The 16,336-nt window shown below is 63.3% G+C and carries 20 protein-coding genes; 10 read left to right on the forward strand and 10 right to left on the reverse strand.

All coding sequences use genetic code 11. The annotated features are described in order from the left end of the window. The first annotated feature begins 6 nt into the window (after positions 1 to 6). From smpB to arfB, 6 genes are all read left to right on the forward strand, one after another. A complete protein-coding gene (gene smpB, locus KUV65_RS10325; RefSeq protein ID WP_222190251.1) occupies positions 7 to 483 on the forward strand; it encodes an SsrA-binding protein SmpB in 477 nt (158 codons plus the stop codon). A gap of 80 nt (positions 484 to 563) precedes the next feature. Beyond that, positions 564 to 1,427, forward strand: a complete 864-nt coding sequence (gene sseA / locus KUV65_RS10330) for a 3-mercaptopyruvate sulfurtransferase (RefSeq protein WP_222190253.1) — start codon at positions 564 to 566, stop codon at positions 1,425 to 1,427. Beyond that, positions 1,424 to 1,993 carry a GNAT family N-acetyltransferase gene (locus tag KUV65_RS10335; protein ID WP_222190260.1) on the forward strand — a complete coding sequence of 190 codons (570 nt, stop codon included), beginning with the start codon at positions 1,424 to 1,426 and terminating at the stop codon, positions 1,991 to 1,993. The genes sseA and KUV65_RS10335 overlap by 4 nt, the downstream gene beginning before the upstream one ends. Before the next feature lie 8 nt (positions 1,994 to 2,001). Then, positions 2,002 to 3,186: an amino acid aminotransferase gene (locus KUV65_RS10340; RefSeq protein WP_222190263.1), complete on the forward strand. Its 1,185-nt coding sequence runs from the start codon at positions 2,002 to 2,004 to the stop codon at positions 3,184 to 3,186. Between the two features lie 89 nt (positions 3,187 to 3,275). Beyond that, a complete protein-coding gene (locus KUV65_RS10345) occupies positions 3,276 to 3,899 on the forward strand; it encodes a queuosine precursor transporter (RefSeq protein WP_222190265.1) in 624 nt (207 codons plus the stop codon). Positions 3,900 to 4,222: 323 nt separating this feature from the next. Continuing rightward, the gene (gene arfB, locus KUV65_RS10350) at positions 4,223 to 4,642 is read left to right on the forward strand and encodes an alternative ribosome rescue aminoacyl-tRNA hydrolase ArfB (protein WP_222190267.1); all 420 of its coding nucleotides are present in this window, start codon (positions 4,223 to 4,225) and stop codon (positions 4,640 to 4,642) included. Positions 4,643 to 4,679: 37 nt separating this feature from the next. On the opposite strand, the gene KUV65_RS10355 is transcribed toward arfB, so the two are convergent. From KUV65_RS10355 to KUV65_RS10370, 4 genes are all read right to left on the reverse strand, one after another. After that, positions 4,680 to 6,395: an AIPR family protein gene (locus KUV65_RS10355; RefSeq protein ID WP_222190269.1), complete on the reverse strand. Its 1,716-nt coding sequence runs from the start codon at positions 6,393 to 6,395 to the stop codon at positions 4,680 to 4,682. Between the two features lie 39 nt (positions 6,396 to 6,434). Next, on the reverse strand, positions 6,435 to 7,727 hold the full coding sequence (pncB, locus tag KUV65_RS10360) for a nicotinate phosphoribosyltransferase (protein WP_222190271.1): 1,293 nt from the start codon (positions 7,725 to 7,727) through the stop codon (positions 6,435 to 6,437). A gap of 63 nt (positions 7,728 to 7,790) precedes the next feature. Then, positions 7,791 to 8,183: a potassium channel family protein gene (locus KUV65_RS10365; protein WP_308124610.1), complete on the reverse strand. Its 393-nt coding sequence runs from the start codon at positions 8,181 to 8,183 to the stop codon at positions 7,791 to 7,793. Then, positions 8,180 to 8,809, reverse strand: a complete 630-nt coding sequence (locus KUV65_RS10370) for a hypothetical protein (protein WP_222190273.1) — start codon at positions 8,807 to 8,809, stop codon at positions 8,180 to 8,182. The genes KUV65_RS10365 and KUV65_RS10370 overlap by 4 nt, the downstream gene beginning before the upstream one ends. A 100-nt stretch (positions 8,810 to 8,909) precedes the next feature. Between KUV65_RS10370 and KUV65_RS10375 the strand changes: the two genes are divergently transcribed. After that, positions 8,910 to 10,037, forward strand: coding sequence for a THUMP domain-containing class I SAM-dependent RNA methyltransferase (locus KUV65_RS10375; RefSeq protein ID WP_222190275.1), 1,128 nt, complete (start codon positions 8,910 to 8,912; stop codon positions 10,035 to 10,037). A 48-nt stretch (positions 10,038 to 10,085) separates the two neighbouring features. Beyond that, positions 10,086 to 10,745, forward strand: a complete 660-nt coding sequence (locus tag KUV65_RS10380; RefSeq protein WP_222190277.1) for a MarC family protein — start codon at positions 10,086 to 10,088, stop codon at positions 10,743 to 10,745. Here the strand turns inward: KUV65_RS10380 and KUV65_RS10385 are convergent. Then, positions 10,742 to 11,500 carry a DUF6782 family putative metallopeptidase gene (locus KUV65_RS10385; RefSeq protein ID WP_222190279.1) on the reverse strand — a complete coding sequence of 253 codons (759 nt, stop codon included), beginning with the start codon at positions 11,498 to 11,500 and terminating at the stop codon, positions 10,742 to 10,744. The two genes, KUV65_RS10380 and KUV65_RS10385, sit on opposite strands and share 4 nt — an antisense overlap. A gap of 4 nt (positions 11,501 to 11,504) precedes the next feature. After that, positions 11,505 to 12,110: a bifunctional nicotinamidase/pyrazinamidase gene (gene pncA, locus KUV65_RS10390; protein ID WP_222190281.1), complete on the reverse strand. Its 606-nt coding sequence runs from the start codon at positions 12,108 to 12,110 to the stop codon at positions 11,505 to 11,507. A gap of 70 nt (positions 12,111 to 12,180) precedes the next feature. On the opposite strand from pncA, the gene trhO reads away from it, so the two are divergent. After that, a complete protein-coding gene (gene trhO, locus KUV65_RS10395; protein WP_222190283.1) occupies positions 12,181 to 13,098 on the forward strand; it encodes an oxygen-dependent tRNA uridine(34) hydroxylase TrhO in 918 nt (305 codons plus the stop codon). Positions 13,099 to 13,166: 68 nt separating this feature from the next. Further along, complete coding sequence (locus KUV65_RS10400; RefSeq protein ID WP_222190286.1) at positions 13,167 to 13,733, forward strand: hemerythrin domain-containing protein; 567 nt, start codon at positions 13,167 to 13,169, stop codon at positions 13,731 to 13,733. Between the two features lie 9 nt (positions 13,734 to 13,742). Here the strand turns inward: KUV65_RS10400 and KUV65_RS10405 are convergent, their stop codons facing one another. From KUV65_RS10405 to KUV65_RS10420, 4 genes are all read right to left on the reverse strand, one after another. Further along, complete coding sequence (locus KUV65_RS10405) at positions 13,743 to 14,432, reverse strand: transporter substrate-binding domain-containing protein (protein WP_222190295.1); 690 nt, start codon at positions 14,430 to 14,432, stop codon at positions 13,743 to 13,745. 189 nt (positions 14,433 to 14,621) lie between these two features. Beyond that, a complete protein-coding gene (locus tag KUV65_RS10410) occupies positions 14,622 to 15,029 on the reverse strand; it encodes a curlin (RefSeq protein ID WP_222190297.1) in 408 nt (135 codons plus the stop codon). Between the two features lie 76 nt (positions 15,030 to 15,105). After that, a complete protein-coding gene (gene csgH, locus KUV65_RS10415) occupies positions 15,106 to 15,489 on the reverse strand; it encodes a curli-like amyloid fiber formation chaperone CsgH (protein WP_222190299.1) in 384 nt (127 codons plus the stop codon). A gap of 99 nt (positions 15,490 to 15,588) precedes the next feature. After that, positions 15,589 to 16,026 carry a curlin gene (locus tag KUV65_RS10420; RefSeq protein ID WP_222190301.1) on the reverse strand — a complete coding sequence of 146 codons (438 nt, stop codon included), beginning with the start codon at positions 16,024 to 16,026 and terminating at the stop codon, positions 15,589 to 15,591. Positions 16,027 to 16,336: the final 310 nt, after the last annotated feature.

Below are 16,336 nucleotides of genomic sequence, written 5' to 3' on the forward strand. Positions count from 1 at the left end.
CCTCCCATGGCCAAGAAACCTGACAACCCGAATTACAAGGTCGTCGCCGAGAACCGGCGCGCGCGCTACGATTATGCCATCGAGGATGATCTCGAGGTCGGGATCGTTCTGGAAGGGTCCGAGGTCAAAAGCCTGCGGGAAGGTGGGGCGAACATCGCCGAAAGCTACGCAAACGTCGAAGAAGGCGAGTTGTGGCTGATCAACAGCTACGTCGCGCCCTATGCCCAGGCCAAGACCTTCACCCATGACGAGAAGCGCCGTCGCAAGCTCTTGGCGTCGAAAAAGGAACTGTCGAAGCTCTGGAATGCCACGCAGCGGCAGGGCATGACGCTGGTTCCGCTGGTGCTCTATTTCAATCACAAGGGCATCGCGAAGATGAAGATCGGCATCGCCAAGGGCAAGAAAACCGCGGACAAGCGCGAAACCAGCGCCAAGCGTGACTGGCAGCGGCAGAAACAGCGCCTGCTCAAGCAGAATGGCTGAGGCGCGGCGTCCCCTTGCGGAGTCGCGCCGTGCCGCGTAGGCCTATTCCACGGTGAGAGACAACACAGACGAGGGCCGACATGGGCAAGCCGATCACGGGGGACGACCCCAAGACCCTGGTTTCGACCGACTGGCTGTCCGCGCATCTGAACGACCCGGATCTGCGCATCCTCGATGCCTCCTATTACCTGGCCGACATGGGCCGCGACGGGAAGGCGGAGTATGACGCCGCGCACATCCCCGGCGCGCGGTTCTTCGATATCGATGACGTGTGCGATGCGCGCAGCGATTTGCCCCACATGGCCGCGCCCGTCGAGAAATTCATGAGCCGGATGCGCGCGCTTGGCGTCGGCGACGGGCACCAGGTGGTGGTCTATGACGGGGCTGGCCTCTTCTCGGCCGCGCGGGTGTGGTGGAATTTCCGCCTGATGGGCAAAACCGATATCGCGGTTCTGGATGGCGGGTTTCCCAAGTGGCAGGCCGAGGGGCGCCCGGTCGAGGACATGGCCCCGATCATCCGTGACCGCCACATCACCGTGCAGCGCCAGGCGCATATGGTGAAGGACGTGACGCAGGTCGCTGCCGCGTCCAAGCTGGGCGACTGGCAGATCGTCGATGCCCGCTCCGAAGGCCGCTTTCGCGGGACCGAGCCAGAGGTGCGTGCGGGGCTGCGCTCGGGTCGGATCCCCAACTCGCTGAATGTGCATTACGCCAGCTTGCTGAACGAAGATGGCACGATGAAAGAGGGCGACGCCCTGCGCGCCGCCTTCGAGGCTGGCGGCGTCGATATCGAGAAGCGAACCATCACAACCTGCGGCTCCGGCGTGACCGCCGCGATCCTGATGCTGGGCCTTGCGCGCCTCGGGAACGAGGACACCGCGCTTTACGACGGGTCCTGGTCGGAATGGGGCCAGTTCGAGCAACTCAAGGTCGAAACTGGATGAGCATCATCCCGGCGGGAACCGAGGTTGCCTATACGATCACTTATCTGGAAATGACCGACCGGCCCGATTGGGCGGTTCCCGCATTGCCCGATGGCGTGCGGCTTGAGCGCGCGATCAATCCGCCGGTCTGGTATTTCCTGTCGCTCTACGACGCCGTGGGCCGCGATTACGAATGGCGCGACCGGTTCGATCAGGCCGAGCAGAACCCGGCCGCGCTGGCGTCGTTCGTCGCAGACCCAAACGTGATGCTCTGGACCGCGCTGGCCGATGGCTGGCCGCAGGGGTTTTTCCAACTGGATGCGCGGCAGAACGGCACCTGCGACCTCGCCTATTTCGGGATGGTGCCCGAGGCTGTGGGCAAGGGCCTTGGCGGTGTGCTGCTGAAGACCGCGATCGCGATGGGATGGTCCTTGCCGGATGTTGAGCGGATGACCGTGAACACCTGCACGCTGGACCACCCGCGCGCCCTGGACCTGTACAAGAGGATGGGCTTCCGCCCCATCCGGACCGAGGACTGCACCCGCGTCCTTCACCGCGCGCGGGACACGTCCCGCCATCCCGCCTGAGGCCCCTCATGTTCGAAACACTGACCCCGCCGCCGCAAGACAAGATCATCCAGATCATGGGTCTCTACGCGGCCGACACCCGGCCCGAAAAGGTCGATCTCGGCGTCGGCGTCTATCGCACCGAGGATGGGCGCACGCCCGTGATGGCGGCCGTGAAAGCCGCCGAGGCGCGGATCCTTCAGGCGCAGGAAAGCAAAGGCTATGTCGCGCTCGCTGGCGATGCCGGGTTCCATGCCGTCATGCGCGGCCTGATCCTTGGCGATGCGGTCGCGCCGGAACGGGTTGCCGCCTGTGCAACGCCAGGGGGCACCGGTGCCGTGCGCCAGATCCTCGAGATGGTGCAGCGCCTGACGCCCGAGGCGCGCATCTGGGTCCCCAGCCCCAGCTGGCCCAACCATGCCGCGATCATCGGGCATCTCGGGCTGACCCAGGTCGATTACCGCTACTACGATGCCGACGCGGGCGGGATTGACCGCGACGGGATGCTCGCCGATCTGGCCCAGGCGCAGAAGGGCGACATCGTCCTTCTCCACGGCTGCTGCCATAACCCCACGGGCGCTGACCTGAGCGCACAGGACTGGGGCGATCTGGCGGGCGTTTTCGAGGCGACCGGCGCCATCCCCTTCGTCGATATCGCCTACCAAGGTTTCGGTGAGGGGTTGGAGGAAGACGCGCAAGGCCTTCGGTCGCTTGCCGCCCGCGTGCCCGAGATGCTGGTCGCCGCCAGCGGGTCCAAGAATTTCGGCCTCTACCGCGAGCGTGTCGGTATCATCCTTGCCGTGACCGACCCCGGCACGCCGCGCGATGTCGCCGCCGCGATGCTGGCGCATCTCAACCGGCAATCTTTTGCCTTCCCGCCCGACCACGGCGCGCGGGTGGTCGAGACGATCCTGACCGATGCCGAGCTGACCGCCCAATGGCGGGCGGAACTGGATGCCATGCGCACCCGCATGACCGCCAACCGCCGCGCGCTGGCCGAGGCACTGAGGGCTGAGACGGGGTCGGACCGTTTCGGCTTCATCGCGGCGCAACGGGGGATGTTCTCTCTCCTGCCGGTGACCGGGGCACAGGTATCGCAACTGCGCGAGGATCACGCGATCTACCTCGTCTCGGATGGGCGGATGAACGTGGCGGGCCTGACCGAAAAGACCATCCCGCAGGTCGCCCGCGCCATCGCGCAGGTGCTGGGCTAGGGCTTGCCAGACCGTTTCCAGGGGCGTAAGGGGGCCGCTGTCCCCGATGGGGCCAAGTCTCCGAGCACCTTGTAAAAACGGATCACAACATGACCTCCCGTTACCTTCCTGGCATTCTTGCCATGGCGGCGATTGTCGTCGCGTCGAATATCCTTGTTCAGTTCCTCTTCGGCCAATGGCTGACCTGGGGCGCGTTCACCTACCCTCTGGCCTTCCTCGTCACCGATATCATGAACCGCGTCTACGGCGTGCAAGCCGCGCGGCGCGTTGTTTTCGTTGGCTTTCTGACCGGCGTTGCCTGTTCGCTGATCGGCACGCAGATCATGGGCGAATTCGGCCCGCTGGTGACGCTGCGCATCGCGCTGGGCAGTGGGCTTGCCTTCCTCACCGCGCAGCTGCTGGACGTCGCCATTTTCAACCGCCTTCGCGGCGGGAAATGGTGGCAAGCGCCTGTTTTTTCTAGCGTTATCGGCTCGTCCGTCGACACGGCGCTGTTTTTTACCATCGCGTTCTCGGCCAGCCTGACCTTCCTTGAACCCGCCAATGACGTGTCCTGGGCGGGGGAGGTCCTGCCGATCCTGGGCGCAGGTCCCGAGGCCCCGCTCTGGGTGTCGCTGGCCATCGCGGATTGGGGTGTCAAACTTGCCCTCGCCTTGATCGCGCTGGTGCCGTTTCGCCTGATTACGCGCCGTTTGATGGCACAGGTTGCGTAAAAAGTTTTGACAACCACGAAATCTGTGGCAGGCTAAGCTTAACAGCAACGCAGTGAAAGGAGGTGATCCAGTGTCTAGAGAAGCATTGGAGAAGTGGGTCGGGACAGCTTGGGAGGTGCGCCTTTAAGGCAACCCTTGGGGGCAAGAACCCCTCTCAAGTGGGCGTGTCCTAACCGCACCCCACCTCCGGATTCTCGAAAGGGCCGTGTCGGATGACGCGGCCCTTTTTGGTGCGCGCGGGGGCTGAATCCGCACGTCACACCCGGTACACACCCTGTACACAGCCCGTACATACACGCGCCCGCACCGCCCCGGAGGCCCCGATGCCCCTGACCATCACCGACACGATCCAGATCGAGGATTGGGAGATCACCGAGAGTTTCATCCGCGCGGGCGGGCCGGGCGGCCAGAACGTCAACAAGGTGTCGAGCGCGGTGGAACTGCGGTTCGAGGCCGCGCGCTCGCCCAACCTGCCCGACCCGGTGAAACGGCGGCTGGAGCGTCTGGCCGGACGGCGCTGGACGAAAGAGGGGGCGGTGGTGATCCAGGTGACCGAGGAGCGATCCCAGGCCCGCAACCGCGAGATCGCGCGGGAGCGCCTGGCCGAGCTGATCCGGCGGGCGACGGAAAAGCCCAAGAAACGGATCAAGACGCGCGTGTCGCTGAACCAGAAGCGCAAGCGGGTGGAGGCGAAAAAGAAGCGCGGCGAGGTGAAGGCGTTACGGGGGAAGGTGGAGGAGTAGTTTGGGTTCGGTCGTACTCAATAAGCACCGACTAGTTTCAGCTAGGTGAAATCAAACTCGCAAAGTCTTTCAGCCGCTCTTGTTGGCCGGTGGCCAGCAGCATTCCATCCATTTGCCCTTTGATGTGGGAAAGATAATCATCTTGCGATCGAAGATTCGTGTAGAAATCCGCAATGCCGGGCAATCCGATAAGCAGTGGTAAAATCGATTCTACAACAGGCACCCATCGTGCAACCAATTCTGCAATGGACGAATCTCTTGCCGTCTTCTGGTCAAATGCGACTGTTGTTGTATCTAGCTTGGTGCCTACGATAACTTCTAAGCTGTTCGCAATGACAGCAAGAAGAAAAGGTTTGAAGTTCAAATTGCGGAGAAGCTCAAGCTGCCGGTTCTCAATATCAAGAAGCTCTCCACTATTTGACTTCTTCTTAAGTGCAAGTCTTTTGGCGTCAATTGCGCGAGCCAAAGTATAAACAAGTAGAATATGTCGTGCTTTTTTGTTTTCAAAAGCATTGTTATATAGATTCTTTTGTAGGAAAAGCTGAGCTTTTCCTCGAACTGCATCACGGGGGCGCCCGTGAAAGCCAAGCAGCGGTTGCAATACTTGCTCAATTCCAATCTGTTCGCCTTGCTGGTTGAAACCACGTTTTCTATTGTAGGAGAAGCCGATCTGCGCGAATTCGCTTGATATTCTGTTTTGGTCGGCATCGTTCGCAAAGCGATCCCAGGTGGTAATTTGATTTTGAGTATTGTTAAATCGTACGATCTTATCAATTGTGTCTTGATCCGACGATTGAATTACTCTTCCAAGAACTTTTACATCAGAAACTTCCGAGCCAGCGAGGGCGACGCTTCCGATCGTGCCAGAGGTTTGGGCTCCATTAATTATGGAAATGCCGCTCAGTTTTCGTTTGCCTGATTTTTTCTCGCTCAACGAAAGTGTTAAGATTGTTATCCCGTTATTAAAAGCCCAAAAATCTGTAGGGCTTCGTTCGATGGTGTCTTTGATTCCAGAATTCACTCTGCGCCGACCATCGGCGCCAAGGAAGCCACGATAGTTTGCACTATAAAGCTTGTCGCCATATTTTTCATATAGCGATTTTATCCATTCGCCGGTAATGGTGGCAACGCCGGCCTGCCAATTTGATCCAGACTCTTCAATCCCCACTTCAAAGGGAAAGTCGATATCGTCCTTTACTTCAATATGAGAGTCTTGCGCAGCAAATAAATGGTCTAGCTTTGGTTTGCCAAGTTCGTGGGACCGTACAGTGATATTCTCATTGGCTAGTGCTTGGCGTAAGTGAGCTTCGACTGTTTGAAGTTCTAGAGCGACGTTAACCGACTCTGGCAGATTGTGAACGTATATCAGATCAATTTGTTCAATTTCTCCATCCGCCAATGATTGACGAAATCCAGAAATGGTATTCCTTATATTTTCAGGCACTTGGTCCAAGTTCCCTGAAACAATCCACGCTGCGGCGGTGTTTAAATCGGACGCTTTGTTTGCGGGCGCTGAGTCTTTCTTGCTCTTTGAATAATAACCTTGTGCAAAAATAAGGCGACGCCCCTCGACATCATGGTAAATGAAATCAATCTTTTTGTCATTGCTCCCATCTGTAAAGCCCTCAGATGCAAGGGCTAGAACGTCTGGTTCTTCAATGAAAAGCGCGATGGCTTGCGCTATATAAGCACCCTCATAAGAAACAGATTCTACAAGACCTTGACGAGAAGAAAGTGCGTCTTCGAAGCTCATATTAATGCCTTTCTGAAGGTAGCTGGTCGATATGGTTATTCAAACCACCACCTCAACCCGTTCCTGTTCACCCACCCCAAAAACCCTCTTGTACCGGGCGATCTGATCCTCTGGCCCCATCGCCTTCTCGGGGTTGTCCGAGAGTTTCACCGTCGGGCGGCCATTGGCGCTGACAGCCTTGCAGACTAGTGAAAACGGCGCAAGCGCGTCGTCGGGGACCAACCCTCGGAAATCATTGGTCAACAGCGTGCCCCAGCCAAAGCTGACCCGTACGCGGCCGGCGAATTGGGCGTGAAGCTCTTCGATCTTGTCCACGTCCAGACCGTCGGAGAAGATCACCAGTTTCTCGCGCGGGTCCTCGCCCCGGGATTTCCACCAGGCGATGGCGGTCTCGGCCCCCTTGGCGGGGTCGCCGCTGTCGATGCGGATGCCTGTCCATTGCGTCAGCCAGTCGGGGGCGTGGGCGAGGAAGCCGCGCGTGCCGTAGGTGTCGGGCAGGATGATGCGCAGGTTGCCCGAATGCTCCTCGTGCCAGTCGGACAGCACGTCATAGGGGGCGCGGGCGAGTTCGGCGTCGCTGTCGGCCAGCGCGGCATAGACCATGGGCAGTTCGTGGGCGTTGGTGCCGATCGCCTCGAGGTCGCGGTTTTTCGCGATGAGGCAGTTGGAGGTGCCGGTGAAGGCGTCGCCCAACCCCTCGGACATGGCCTGCACGGCCCAGTCCTGCCAGAGGAAGGAATGGCGGCGGCGGGTGCCGAAATCGGCGATGCGCAGGCCGTCGATGGCGCGCAGGCGTTCGACCTTTTCCCAAAGCTTCGTCATGGCGCGGGCGTAGAGCACCTGAAGCTCGAACTTGCCCATATGGGCGAGGACGGCGCGGCCGCGCAACTCCATCAGCACCGCCAGCGCGGGGATTTCCCACAGCATGACCTCGGGCCAGAGGCCTTCGAAGGTCAGCTCGTACTGGTCGCCGACGCGTTCGAGGTGGTAGGGCGGCAGTTGCAGCTTCTCGAACCAGTCCATGAATTCGGGCGTGAACATCTGGCGCTTGCCGTAGAAGGTGTTGCCGCGCATCCAGGTGGACTCGCCCCGCGTGAGGCGCAGGGTGCGGATATGGTCGAGTTGCTGGCGCAGCTCGCCCTCGTCGATCAGGTCGGCCAGCGGAATGCGCGTGGTGCGGTTGATCAGCGAAAAGGTGACCTGCGTGTGCCGGCGGTTGCGGAATACCGACTGGCACATGAGCAGTTTGTAGAAATCCGTGTCGATGAGAGACCGGACGATGGGGTCGATCTTCCATTTGTGGTTGTAGACACGGGTGGCGATATCGACCATGGGGGCGTCTCCGGCTGGTTGGGGACGTTAGAGCAAAGGGCGCGGGTTGGATGCAAGGCCCCGTCAGTGCCGGGCGCGCGCAAAGAGCGACACGAGAAGCGCCGTGCTCATCCCGAAGGTGAGGATGCCGGCCATGGCCGAGATGGCGCCGAAGATGCGCAGCCCCTCAGGCAGGGTCACGTCGCCATAGCCAAGCGTGGTGTAGGTCACGAGCGAAAAGTAGAGCGCATCGCCGAACCGGGGCAGCCCGTCGAAAGCGACGATCAGGAAGGCCCAAAGCGCCACCTGCAGCGTGTGCGACCCCGCGATGACGAGAAAAAGCCGCGCGGCAAGGGCAAGGCGCATGGTGGGAGTGGCGGCGACGACCCGCGACAGCCGCAACAGTACCAGCAGGTGCAGGAGGCAGGCGACCAGGAAGACCGACAGCCCTGCGAGGATCTGGCCGGACAGGGTCACTTTCCCTCGGGTGGACGCGGGCCGAAGCGACCGTTGGCCATGCGGGCGATCGTGGCCGACAGGCCGCGGTTACGCCCCTTGAGAAACCCGTACCCCGCCGCAGCGCCGATGGCGCCCCCTGCACAATCGACGATCAGGTCCGCCATCGTGTCCACCAGCCCCGATTTCTGCATGTTCGTGCCGAAGATCTGGTCCATCGAGAACTCGAAGATTTCCCAGATCGCCCCGATGGAGACCGCGAAGGAAAACGCCAGAAGCGCCGCGATGGCGGGTGGCACCGCGACGCGGTCGCCCTTCACGAGGAGAAGCACGATCAGCGTTCCGATCATTCCGAACCCGACGGCCGAGCCCGAGTGCAACAGGATGTCCCACCACCAGAACCGTTCGTAGAAATCGCCCACCTCGCCAAGAAACAGCGTACCGGTGATGAAAAAGACAACGGCGGCGACGAAGCCGGATGGCAGGTTCACGCCGAGCCACCCTTGGCCGAGGACCGGCACGAGTGTCAGTCCGAAGGTGACCAGAGCGATGAACAGGACGCTCCAGGTACCGTTCAGGATGGACAGGACGGCCCCGAGGCCAAGCAGGCCCCACATCAGGTACGTGACGGGATGTTGTCTGGTCATGCGCGTGCCTTCGTGATCTGCATCAGCTTACGTCATTGCAATGTTATCTCAATCTCTGCGAAGCCTCGCAAAACGCAGTGGCGCAGGATAAGGCGACCTCATGAGCCAATCGAACGAAAATGGCCTGTTCCTGGTGGGCGTGCCGGGACTGGAAGGCGCGCTGGAGGCCGATGCGCGGCGGCTGGGCTTTGCCGGCGTGCGCCGCGTGGCGGGCGGGGTCGAGGTAGCCGGCGGGCTGGAGGAGGCCGCGCGGGCCAACCGGCAGATGCGCTGTGCCGTGCGGGTGCTGATGCGCGTGGCCGAGTTCCGGGCGATGCACCTGGCGCAGTTGGACAAGCGCGCGCGCAAGGTGGACTGGCGCGCGTGGCTGCGGCCTGACGTGCCCGTGCGGGTCGAGGCGACCTGTCGGCGGTCGAAGATCTACGTCAACAAGGCCGCCGTTCAGCGGGTGAGCGGCGCGGTGGAGGCGGCCGGCGTGCCGGTGACGAAAGACGCCGAGATCGTGGTGAAGGTGCGGATCGACGATGATCTGTGCACGATCAGCCTGGACACGACCGGCGAGGCGCTGCACCGGCGCGGGCACAAGACCTTCGTCGGCAAGGCCCCCCTGCGCGAGACGATGGCCGCGGCGTTCCTGTGGGAGATGGGCTTTGACGGGAGCCAGGCCGTGGTCGATCCGATGTGCGGGTCAGGGACGATCCCGCTGGAGGCCGCCGAGATCGCCGTCGGGCTGGTGCCGGGGCGGTCACGCAGCTTTGCCTGGCAGGGGCTTGTGGGGGGCGAGGCGCTGTCAGAGGCCGGTGACGTGCCTGTGGCCGAGGCCGTGCAGGCATATTTGAAGGATAAAGATGGGGCGGTTCGGTTCCAGGGATTTGACCGCAATGACGGGGCGATCCGCGGCGCGCGCGAGAATGCCGAGCGGGCGGGCGTGGCCGATTTGTGTCGGTTCGAGCGGCAGGCGATCAGCGATTTGCAGCCGCCCGAGGGCGTCGCACCGGGGATTGTTCTGGTGAACCCGCCCTATGGCGGGCGGATCGGGGACCGGAAAATGCTGTTCGGTCTCTATGGCGCGCTGGGGCAGGTGCTGGCCGAGCGCTTCGCGGGCTGGTCCGTCGGGATCGTCACCAGCGATGGGGGATTGGCCAAGGCGACGGAGTTGGGGCTGGACCCGTTCGGACCCATCGATCATTCGGGCACCAAGGTGAATCTGTGGCGCGGGCGCGTCTGAGCCATTAGACGGGGGCAGGCGCCGCCCCGACCAAGGATAGCTGACCGAATGCCAAGCCTCGACTGGCCGACCCTGTTGCGTGAGTTCATCACGCTTTTCGTGGTGATCGACCCGATCGGGTCGTTGCCCGTGTTCCTGTTTGCCACGGCTTCGGTGCCGCGTCACCTGCATCGGCGCTTTGCGATCCGTGCAGTGTTGGTGGCCGCGCTGGTGCTGCTGGCGTTTCTGGTCGGGGGGCAGATCCTGCTGGAATCCCTCGGTCTGCGGCTGGGCTCGTTCCAGGTGGCCGGGGGGCTGGTCCTGTTCCTGTTCGCCATGTCGATGATTTTCGGCGAGTCGAAATCGACCAAGGAAATCGAAGAAGCCGAGCGCGATCACCTGGCCGGGGCGGTCTTTCCGCTGGCCATGCCCTCCATCGCCTCGCCCGGGGCGATGCTGGCCATCGTGATCCTGACGGACAACCACACCAACCCGGTTTCGGACCAGGTGGTGACGGCGGGGTTGCTGTTGCTGGTCCTGCTGATCACCCTGCTGATCCTGCTGGCCGCGCCTTACCTCGTCCGGGTCATCGGGACGACCGGCGCCAGCGTCATCAGCCGGGTCATGGGGATCATCCTGGCCACTGTCGCGGTCGACTCGGTCCTCGGCGGGTTGGAGGCGCTGGGCCTGTTGCAGATCACGGCACCCGCGCCCGGCTTGGGCGGTTAGGGCAGGTCGGGGTCGCGGCAAGAAAACGGCGTGCCGTCCGGCAGGATGCAGAGTTGTTCAAAGAAATCCTCGCGCAGGGTGTCGTAGCGCGGCAGGGCATGGGTGTCGTCCAGCCGGTCGAGATAGGCGCCGCAACTGGCGATGTAGTAATCGTGGCGGCGGCTTTCGTCCTCGTACCAAAGCGCGAAGGCCAGTTCGCCGGCGGAGAAGAGATTGCCATCCGCCTCCATGCTTTCGGCGAAGGCGCGCGTCATGTCGACATAGCGCGGCAGGTCCTGCAGCGCGGTCCATGGGCCGGGATCGCCACCCTCGCGCAAGGCCCAGGCGACGATCAGGGTGATCGTCATGGCGTCCGCCTCGACCGCGAAGGTGGCGCGGGCATATTCGTGCATGGCGAGCGCGTCGTGGGGGCAGATCCCGCGCCTGAACTGTTCCACATGGCGCATTTCGTGGACGAGGATCGCGAGTTGAAGATCGGCGTTCAACGCGGCGTCGATCATCACCCGGTTGGTGGCGGGTTCGAAATACCCCATGGCGGTGCCGGTCTGGTCGGACAGGCAGATCGTGGGCCGCTCGGCCTGCAAGGCCTGCTGAAGCGACGGGTATTGTGCAATGACAGGCAATCCCTGCGACAGGAGGGCGCCGAGCGCGGTGCCCGAGTCGGCGTCATAGGGCGGGGCGGCACAGTCTTGCGCCTGCGCGATCGGGGCGGTGAGCAACCCGACGCAAAGGGCGAGTGCGGGCCAGACCCTCATCGCGTCAGGTGAGGGTCACACCGAAGGACGCCATCCCGTCCCGTGCGGCGGCAAGCGAGCCGTTCAGGTCAATGGCGCGGCAAAGCTCCATGCGCACGTCGACGGCGAAGCCGAGTTTCGCGGCATCCACGGCCGAGAAATTGACGCAGAAATCGGTGGCGAGGCCGACCATGGTGAGGTGCTCGATCCCTCGGGTGCGCAGGTAGCCTTCGAGCCCCGTGGGCGTGGTCTGGTCGTTCTCGAAGAAGGCGGAGTAGCTGTCGATGGCCGGGTTGGTGCCCTTGCGGATGATCAGGTCGGCGCGGGTGGTATTCAGATCGGCATGGAACGCCGCGCCGTTCGTGCCCTGCACGCAATGGTCGGGCCACAGCACCTGCGGGCCATAGGGCATCTCGGTCATCTCCATCGGGGCTTTGCCGGGGTGCTGGCTGGCGAAACTGGAGTGACCTGCCGGGTGCCAGTCCTGCGTCAGGATCACGGCGGGAAACGCCTCCATCAGGGCGTTGATGCCGGGCACGATCCGGTCGCCCTCGGGCACGGCAAGCGCGCCGCCGGGGCAAAAGTCGTTTTGCACGTCGATAACGATCAGGGCGTGGGTGGCGTCGCGCATCTTGGGCCTCCTGTCAGGTGTGGCCAGCCTACGCCTTGAGCGCGGGCATGCAACGGCGTATCTGGCGGGCATGATGATCGTGGCCGCCCTCTACAAGTTCACCCCCTTCCCTGACCCTGCCGCGCTGCGCGGGCCGTTGAGCGCCGTTTGCGAGGCGAATGGCGTACGCGGCACGCTTTTGCTGGCGCGCGAGGGGATCAACGGGACGATCGCAGGCAGCCGTGCCGGGATCGACGCGGTGCTGGCGCATATTCGCGCGCTGCCCGGCTGCGCCGATCTGGAGTGGAAGGAATCGACCGCTGCCGAAATGCCGTTCGGCCGGATGAAGGTGCGGCTGAAGCGCGAGATCGTGACCATGGGCCAGCCCGACGTGGACCCGCTGGGCTCGGTCGGGGCCTATGTAGATCCGGCGGACTGGAACGATTTGATCTCTGCGCCCGATGTCGCCGTGATCGACACGCGCAACGATTACGAGGTCGCCATCGGCACGTTCGCGGGCGCGGTGGACCCCGAGACCGACACATTCCGCGATTTCCCGGCGTGGTGGGCGGAGAACAAGCACCGGTTTCACAACAAGCGCATCGCGATGTTCTGCACCGGCGGCATCCGCTGCGAGAAATCGACGGCCTTCCTCAAGCAGGAAGGGATCGAGGAGGTCTACCACCTGAAAGGCGGTATCCTGAAATACCTCGAAGAGGTGCCGGAGGAAGACAGCCTTTGGCGGGGCGGGTGTTTCGTCTTTGACGAGCGCGTGGCGGTGGGTCACGGGTTGGCGCAACTGCCCTACACGCTCTGCCGGGCCTGTCGGCGGCCACTGGCCGAGGCCGATACGGCGCGGCCCGAGTATGAAGAGGGCGTGCAGTGCCACCACTGCGTCGACGAGTATTCCGACGCCGACCGCGCCCGGTTCCGCGAGCGCCAGCGCCAGATGAAACTGGCCGAGGCGCGGGGCGCGGCGCATATCGGGGCGGATGCGCGGCCTGAGTGACGGCCCGCGTGAGTTTTCGCACAGCGCCTGTGCCTTGCGGTGCGCGCGGGCGCGGCTAGATCAGCGGTATGACCCCGCTTTCCCTCGACGCCCGATCCGGCCTGCCCGACGCCCTTCAGGTCTTGTTGCAGGACTACCCGCGCGAGGCGTGGGAGGCTGACCCGAATTTCCACGGGCTGGTCAGTTTCTGGCTGGAGCGTCACATGATGTTTCGCCAGTTGATGGCGCATATGAAGGCCGAGACCGAGGGCTTCCTGACCGGGGAACGCGACCCGCAGCATTTCGCACGGGGCATCGGGCGCTATGGCGGCGTCTTCGTGCAGCAATTGCACGGCCATCACCATATCGAGGATCACCACTATTTCCCGATCCTGCGCGAAAAGGATGCGCGGATCGAGACGGGGTTCGACCTGCTGGACGCGGATCACCACGCGCTCGACGGGATCCTGAACCGGTTCGTCGAACAGGCGAACGGCGCGATCCAGGGCATCGGCGGCGCCGATGCGCGTAAGCCAGCCGGGGCGCTTCGCGAGGGGTTGACCGATCTGGAGCGGCTGATCGGGCGGCATCTCGACGACGAGGAAGACCTGATCGTGCCCGTTATCCTGAAATACGGGTCCGCGGGACTGGGCTGATACGTCCTTCTACTTTGCGGATTTCTCAAGTTCTTCCGCGACGAACCCATCCGCGATGGCCTGTTCGACGAACATGTCGAGGGCGGCAATGCGCGGGTCCTTGGGGCGGGGCAGGACCATGGCCTGATCGACCGATGTCAGTGTGCCGTCCATCACCGCGATCCCGCCCTCTCCGGCAAAGGCCCGGTGCAGCGACGCGCGGATGCCCGCGACCACGTCGCCCTGGCCTGCGCGGAACGCCTCGAAACTTTCGCCCGGCGTGGCGGCATGGTCGAGCGTGGCGTGGCGCAGGTTGCCCTTGAGCCAGAGGTCATAGGCCGAGCCGACGGAGCTGAGGATCGTGACGCCGGGCTGGTCAACCTCATCGGGTGAGGCGAAGGCGCTGCCGCTGCGTTTGGCATAGGTGGCCTCGATCCGGTGATAGGGGCGCGTGAAGCTGACCTTGCGGGCGCGGATCGGGTCGATGGCGAGAAAGGCCACGTCCCACAGGTCCCTGTCGGCGTCCGCAAAGACATGGCCCGCGCCGGAATAGATCACCGGAACCATCCTGGCCCCCAGATGATCGGCAAGGCGGCGGGCGAGCGCCGGGCTGACCCCGGTCAATTCCCCGTCCACCTGTTGCACCAGGGCGCGGTTGCCGGTGTTGATCGCGACGCGCAGGTGCCCGTCATCCACGAGGCTTTCGAGATCGATTTCCATGCTCCCCCCTCGGGTCCGTTTCGCGCCAACTTAGACCGTTTGACGCCAAACGCGCAGAAAAAAGCCCCCCGGCAAAGCGCGGGGGGCAGGGTCCTCGGGAACGACGAGGGAGGGAGAAAGGGGTGACCGGACGCCCGACCGGGGGAAACGGGACCTAGGAAAGGCCGGGCGTCCGGTTTCGGCTGAACCTCAGTTCAGGCCGAACTGGAAGGTCAGGCCAGCCTGACCGTTTGCCGTCTGGACGACATCGGCATTGGCGCCGTTGCCGAATTGAAAGATGCCGTGTGCCTGTCCGTGGCCCCGCTGGTCGAGGGTCGCGGCATGGCCGTTGCCGTCCTGGTGGATGATCCCGACCGAGCCGCCCCCGGCGACCTGGGCGATGGCCGCGCCGTTCAGGCTGCCGTCCTGGTGGACGAAGGCCCCCGATTCCGCGCCCTGAACGATCTGGTAGAGCGTCAGGCCGGCGCGGATGGCGTCCGCCTCCTGCTGGTTGCCGGCGTTCAGCGTGAAGCTGAGGGTGCCGTTGGCCGCGGCAGGCAGGGCCGAGAAGGCGGTAGTGGTGGCGAGGGCGGCGGTGATGATGGCTTTCTTGAACATGGGTTTGGTCCTTTGGCAGAAGGTTCGGGAATGAAGGTTTGAAAAGGTCTTGGGTCGTGAAGGGCTTTGGGTCGGGTCAGATCTCGGCCGGGCAGCGATAGGTTTCGCCGTCGATTTCGAGGGTGAGTTCGGCCGTCAGGCCGTTGGTTGCAGTGCCGCCCATCTGGACGCGCCCGAGGCGGAGGGTTTCGCCGGCGTCCACGGCGATCGGGCCGCCCTGGTTCATGCGGGTGCCGGGGCCGGTGACCGACAGGCTGTAGCTGCCGACCAGGGGTTCGCGGGCCTCGACGACGCCCTCGATCACGAGGGAGGAGCCGGAGGGCGTGACCGCGACGGCGCAGGCGACGGGGCCGGGGGTGGCATGGGTCGAACCGGTCTCGGCGATGGCGGTGCAGCCAAGGGCGGCGGCGGCCAGTGCGGTGCCGAGGGCGGCCCGGAGGGTGAAGGAAGAGAGGGTCATGGGCCTGTCCTTTCGGTTGGGGTTTCAAGAAGGGCCGGGGGCGGGCGGAGGAGAGGAGGGACAGTCGGGGCGCCCGCCCCCGGGATCAGGACCGGGGGCTCAGTCCTGGATGATCAGGGCGACGTTGCCGGCGCCGTACTGCACGGTCTCGGCCGAGTTGCCGTTGCCGACCTGGATCACGCCGACCGCGTTGCCGACGCCGCCCACGGTGGTGTTGGCGTAGTTGTTCGCGCCGAACTGGGCGATGCCGGTGGCGTTGCCGATGCCGCCCTGGGCCGAGTAGGCCTCGTTGCCGACACCCTGCTGGCCAATGGCCGTGGTGTTGAAGGCGCCGTCGGTGAAGGTCATCGTGGTGTTGCCCCAGCCGTCCTGGATGACGCTGGTTCCGTTGCACCAGCCGTGCTGCTCGATGGCGGCACCGTTCCCGCCGCCCCACTGTTCCAGATACGCGTTGTTGCAGGTGGCCATCGCGGGGGCCGAAAATGCGGCGGCGAGGGCGATGGAGGCGGCGGCGGTCTTGATGATCGAGAAAGTCATTGGGAAGGTCCTTAAATTGAAGTTTTGGTTCAGGTGTTGCGTGGGTCGTGTTTGGTGTGCGGCCCGGTTTGGGGTGTGCCCCGTGAGCCGATGACCAAACATTGGCCCCGGACCCCGATGTCAGACAATTTCAGCGAAAAGAAAGGCGATGACGCGGGGGTGTTATCCGATGACAGCGAGTGAAATAAAATAAAAACAATGATTTACGGCTTTGGGGGTTGGTGTCGCAAATCTTGGCGGGATAGGGTGAAAACATCGGCGTTCAGACGGCGTTATCGCGGTGTTATCGCCTGGCGTGACGCCGGGTAAG

The organism is Maritalea mobilis (genome assembly GCF_019800885.1).
In the GTDB taxonomy this organism is placed as follows: Bacteria; Pseudomonadota; Alphaproteobacteria; order Rhodobacterales; family Rhodobacteraceae; genus Roseibacterium; species Roseibacterium beibuensis.

Coding starts and splice junctions, on each gene's coding strand:
- smpB (WP_222190251.1), top strand. CDS start 7: ATGGCCAAGAAACCTGACAACCCGAATTACAAGGTCGTCGCCGAGAAC.
- sseA (WP_222190253.1), top strand. CDS start 564: ATGGGCAAGCCGATCACGGGGGACGACCCCAAGACCCTGGTTTCGACC.
- KUV65_RS10335 (WP_222190260.1), top strand. CDS start 1,424: ATGAGCATCATCCCGGCGGGAACCGAGGTTGCCTATACGATCACTTAT.
- KUV65_RS10340 (WP_222190263.1), top strand. CDS start 2,002: ATGTTCGAAACACTGACCCCGCCGCCGCAAGACAAGATCATCCAGATC.
- KUV65_RS10345 (WP_222190265.1), top strand. CDS start 3,276: ATGACCTCCCGTTACCTTCCTGGCATTCTTGCCATGGCGGCGATTGTC.
- arfB (WP_222190267.1), top strand. CDS start 4,223: ATGCCCCTGACCATCACCGACACGATCCAGATCGAGGATTGGGAGATC.
- KUV65_RS10355 (WP_222190269.1), bottom strand. CDS start 6,395: ATGAGCTTCGAAGACGCACTTTCTTCTCGTCAAGGTCTTGTAGAATCT.
- pncB (WP_222190271.1), bottom strand. CDS start 7,727: ATGGTCGATATCGCCACCCGTGTCTACAACCACAAATGGAAGATCGAC.
- KUV65_RS10370 (WP_222190273.1), bottom strand. CDS start 8,809: ATGACCAGACAACATCCCGTCACGTACCTGATGTGGGGCCTGCTTGGC.
- KUV65_RS10375 (WP_222190275.1), top strand. CDS start 8,910: ATGAGCCAATCGAACGAAAATGGCCTGTTCCTGGTGGGCGTGCCGGGA.
- KUV65_RS10380 (WP_222190277.1), top strand. CDS start 10,086: ATGCCAAGCCTCGACTGGCCGACCCTGTTGCGTGAGTTCATCACGCTT.
- KUV65_RS10385 (WP_222190279.1), bottom strand. CDS start 11,500: ATGAGGGTCTGGCCCGCACTCGCCCTTTGCGTCGGGTTGCTCACCGCC.
- pncA (WP_222190281.1), bottom strand. CDS start 12,110: ATGCGCGACGCCACCCACGCCCTGATCGTTATCGACGTGCAAAACGAC.
- trhO (WP_222190283.1), top strand. CDS start 12,181: ATGATGATCGTGGCCGCCCTCTACAAGTTCACCCCCTTCCCTGACCCT.
- KUV65_RS10400 (WP_222190286.1), top strand. CDS start 13,167: ATGACCCCGCTTTCCCTCGACGCCCGATCCGGCCTGCCCGACGCCCTT.
- KUV65_RS10405 (WP_222190295.1), bottom strand. CDS start 14,432: ATGGAAATCGATCTCGAAAGCCTCGTGGATGACGGGCACCTGCGCGTC.
- KUV65_RS10410 (WP_222190297.1), bottom strand. CDS start 15,029: ATGTTCAAGAAAGCCATCATCACCGCCGCCCTCGCCACCACTACCGCC.
- csgH (WP_222190299.1), bottom strand. CDS start 15,489: ATGACCCTCTCTTCCTTCACCCTCCGGGCCGCCCTCGGCACCGCACTG.
- KUV65_RS10420 (WP_222190301.1), bottom strand. CDS start 16,026: ATGACTTTCTCGATCATCAAGACCGCCGCCGCCTCCATCGCCCTCGCC.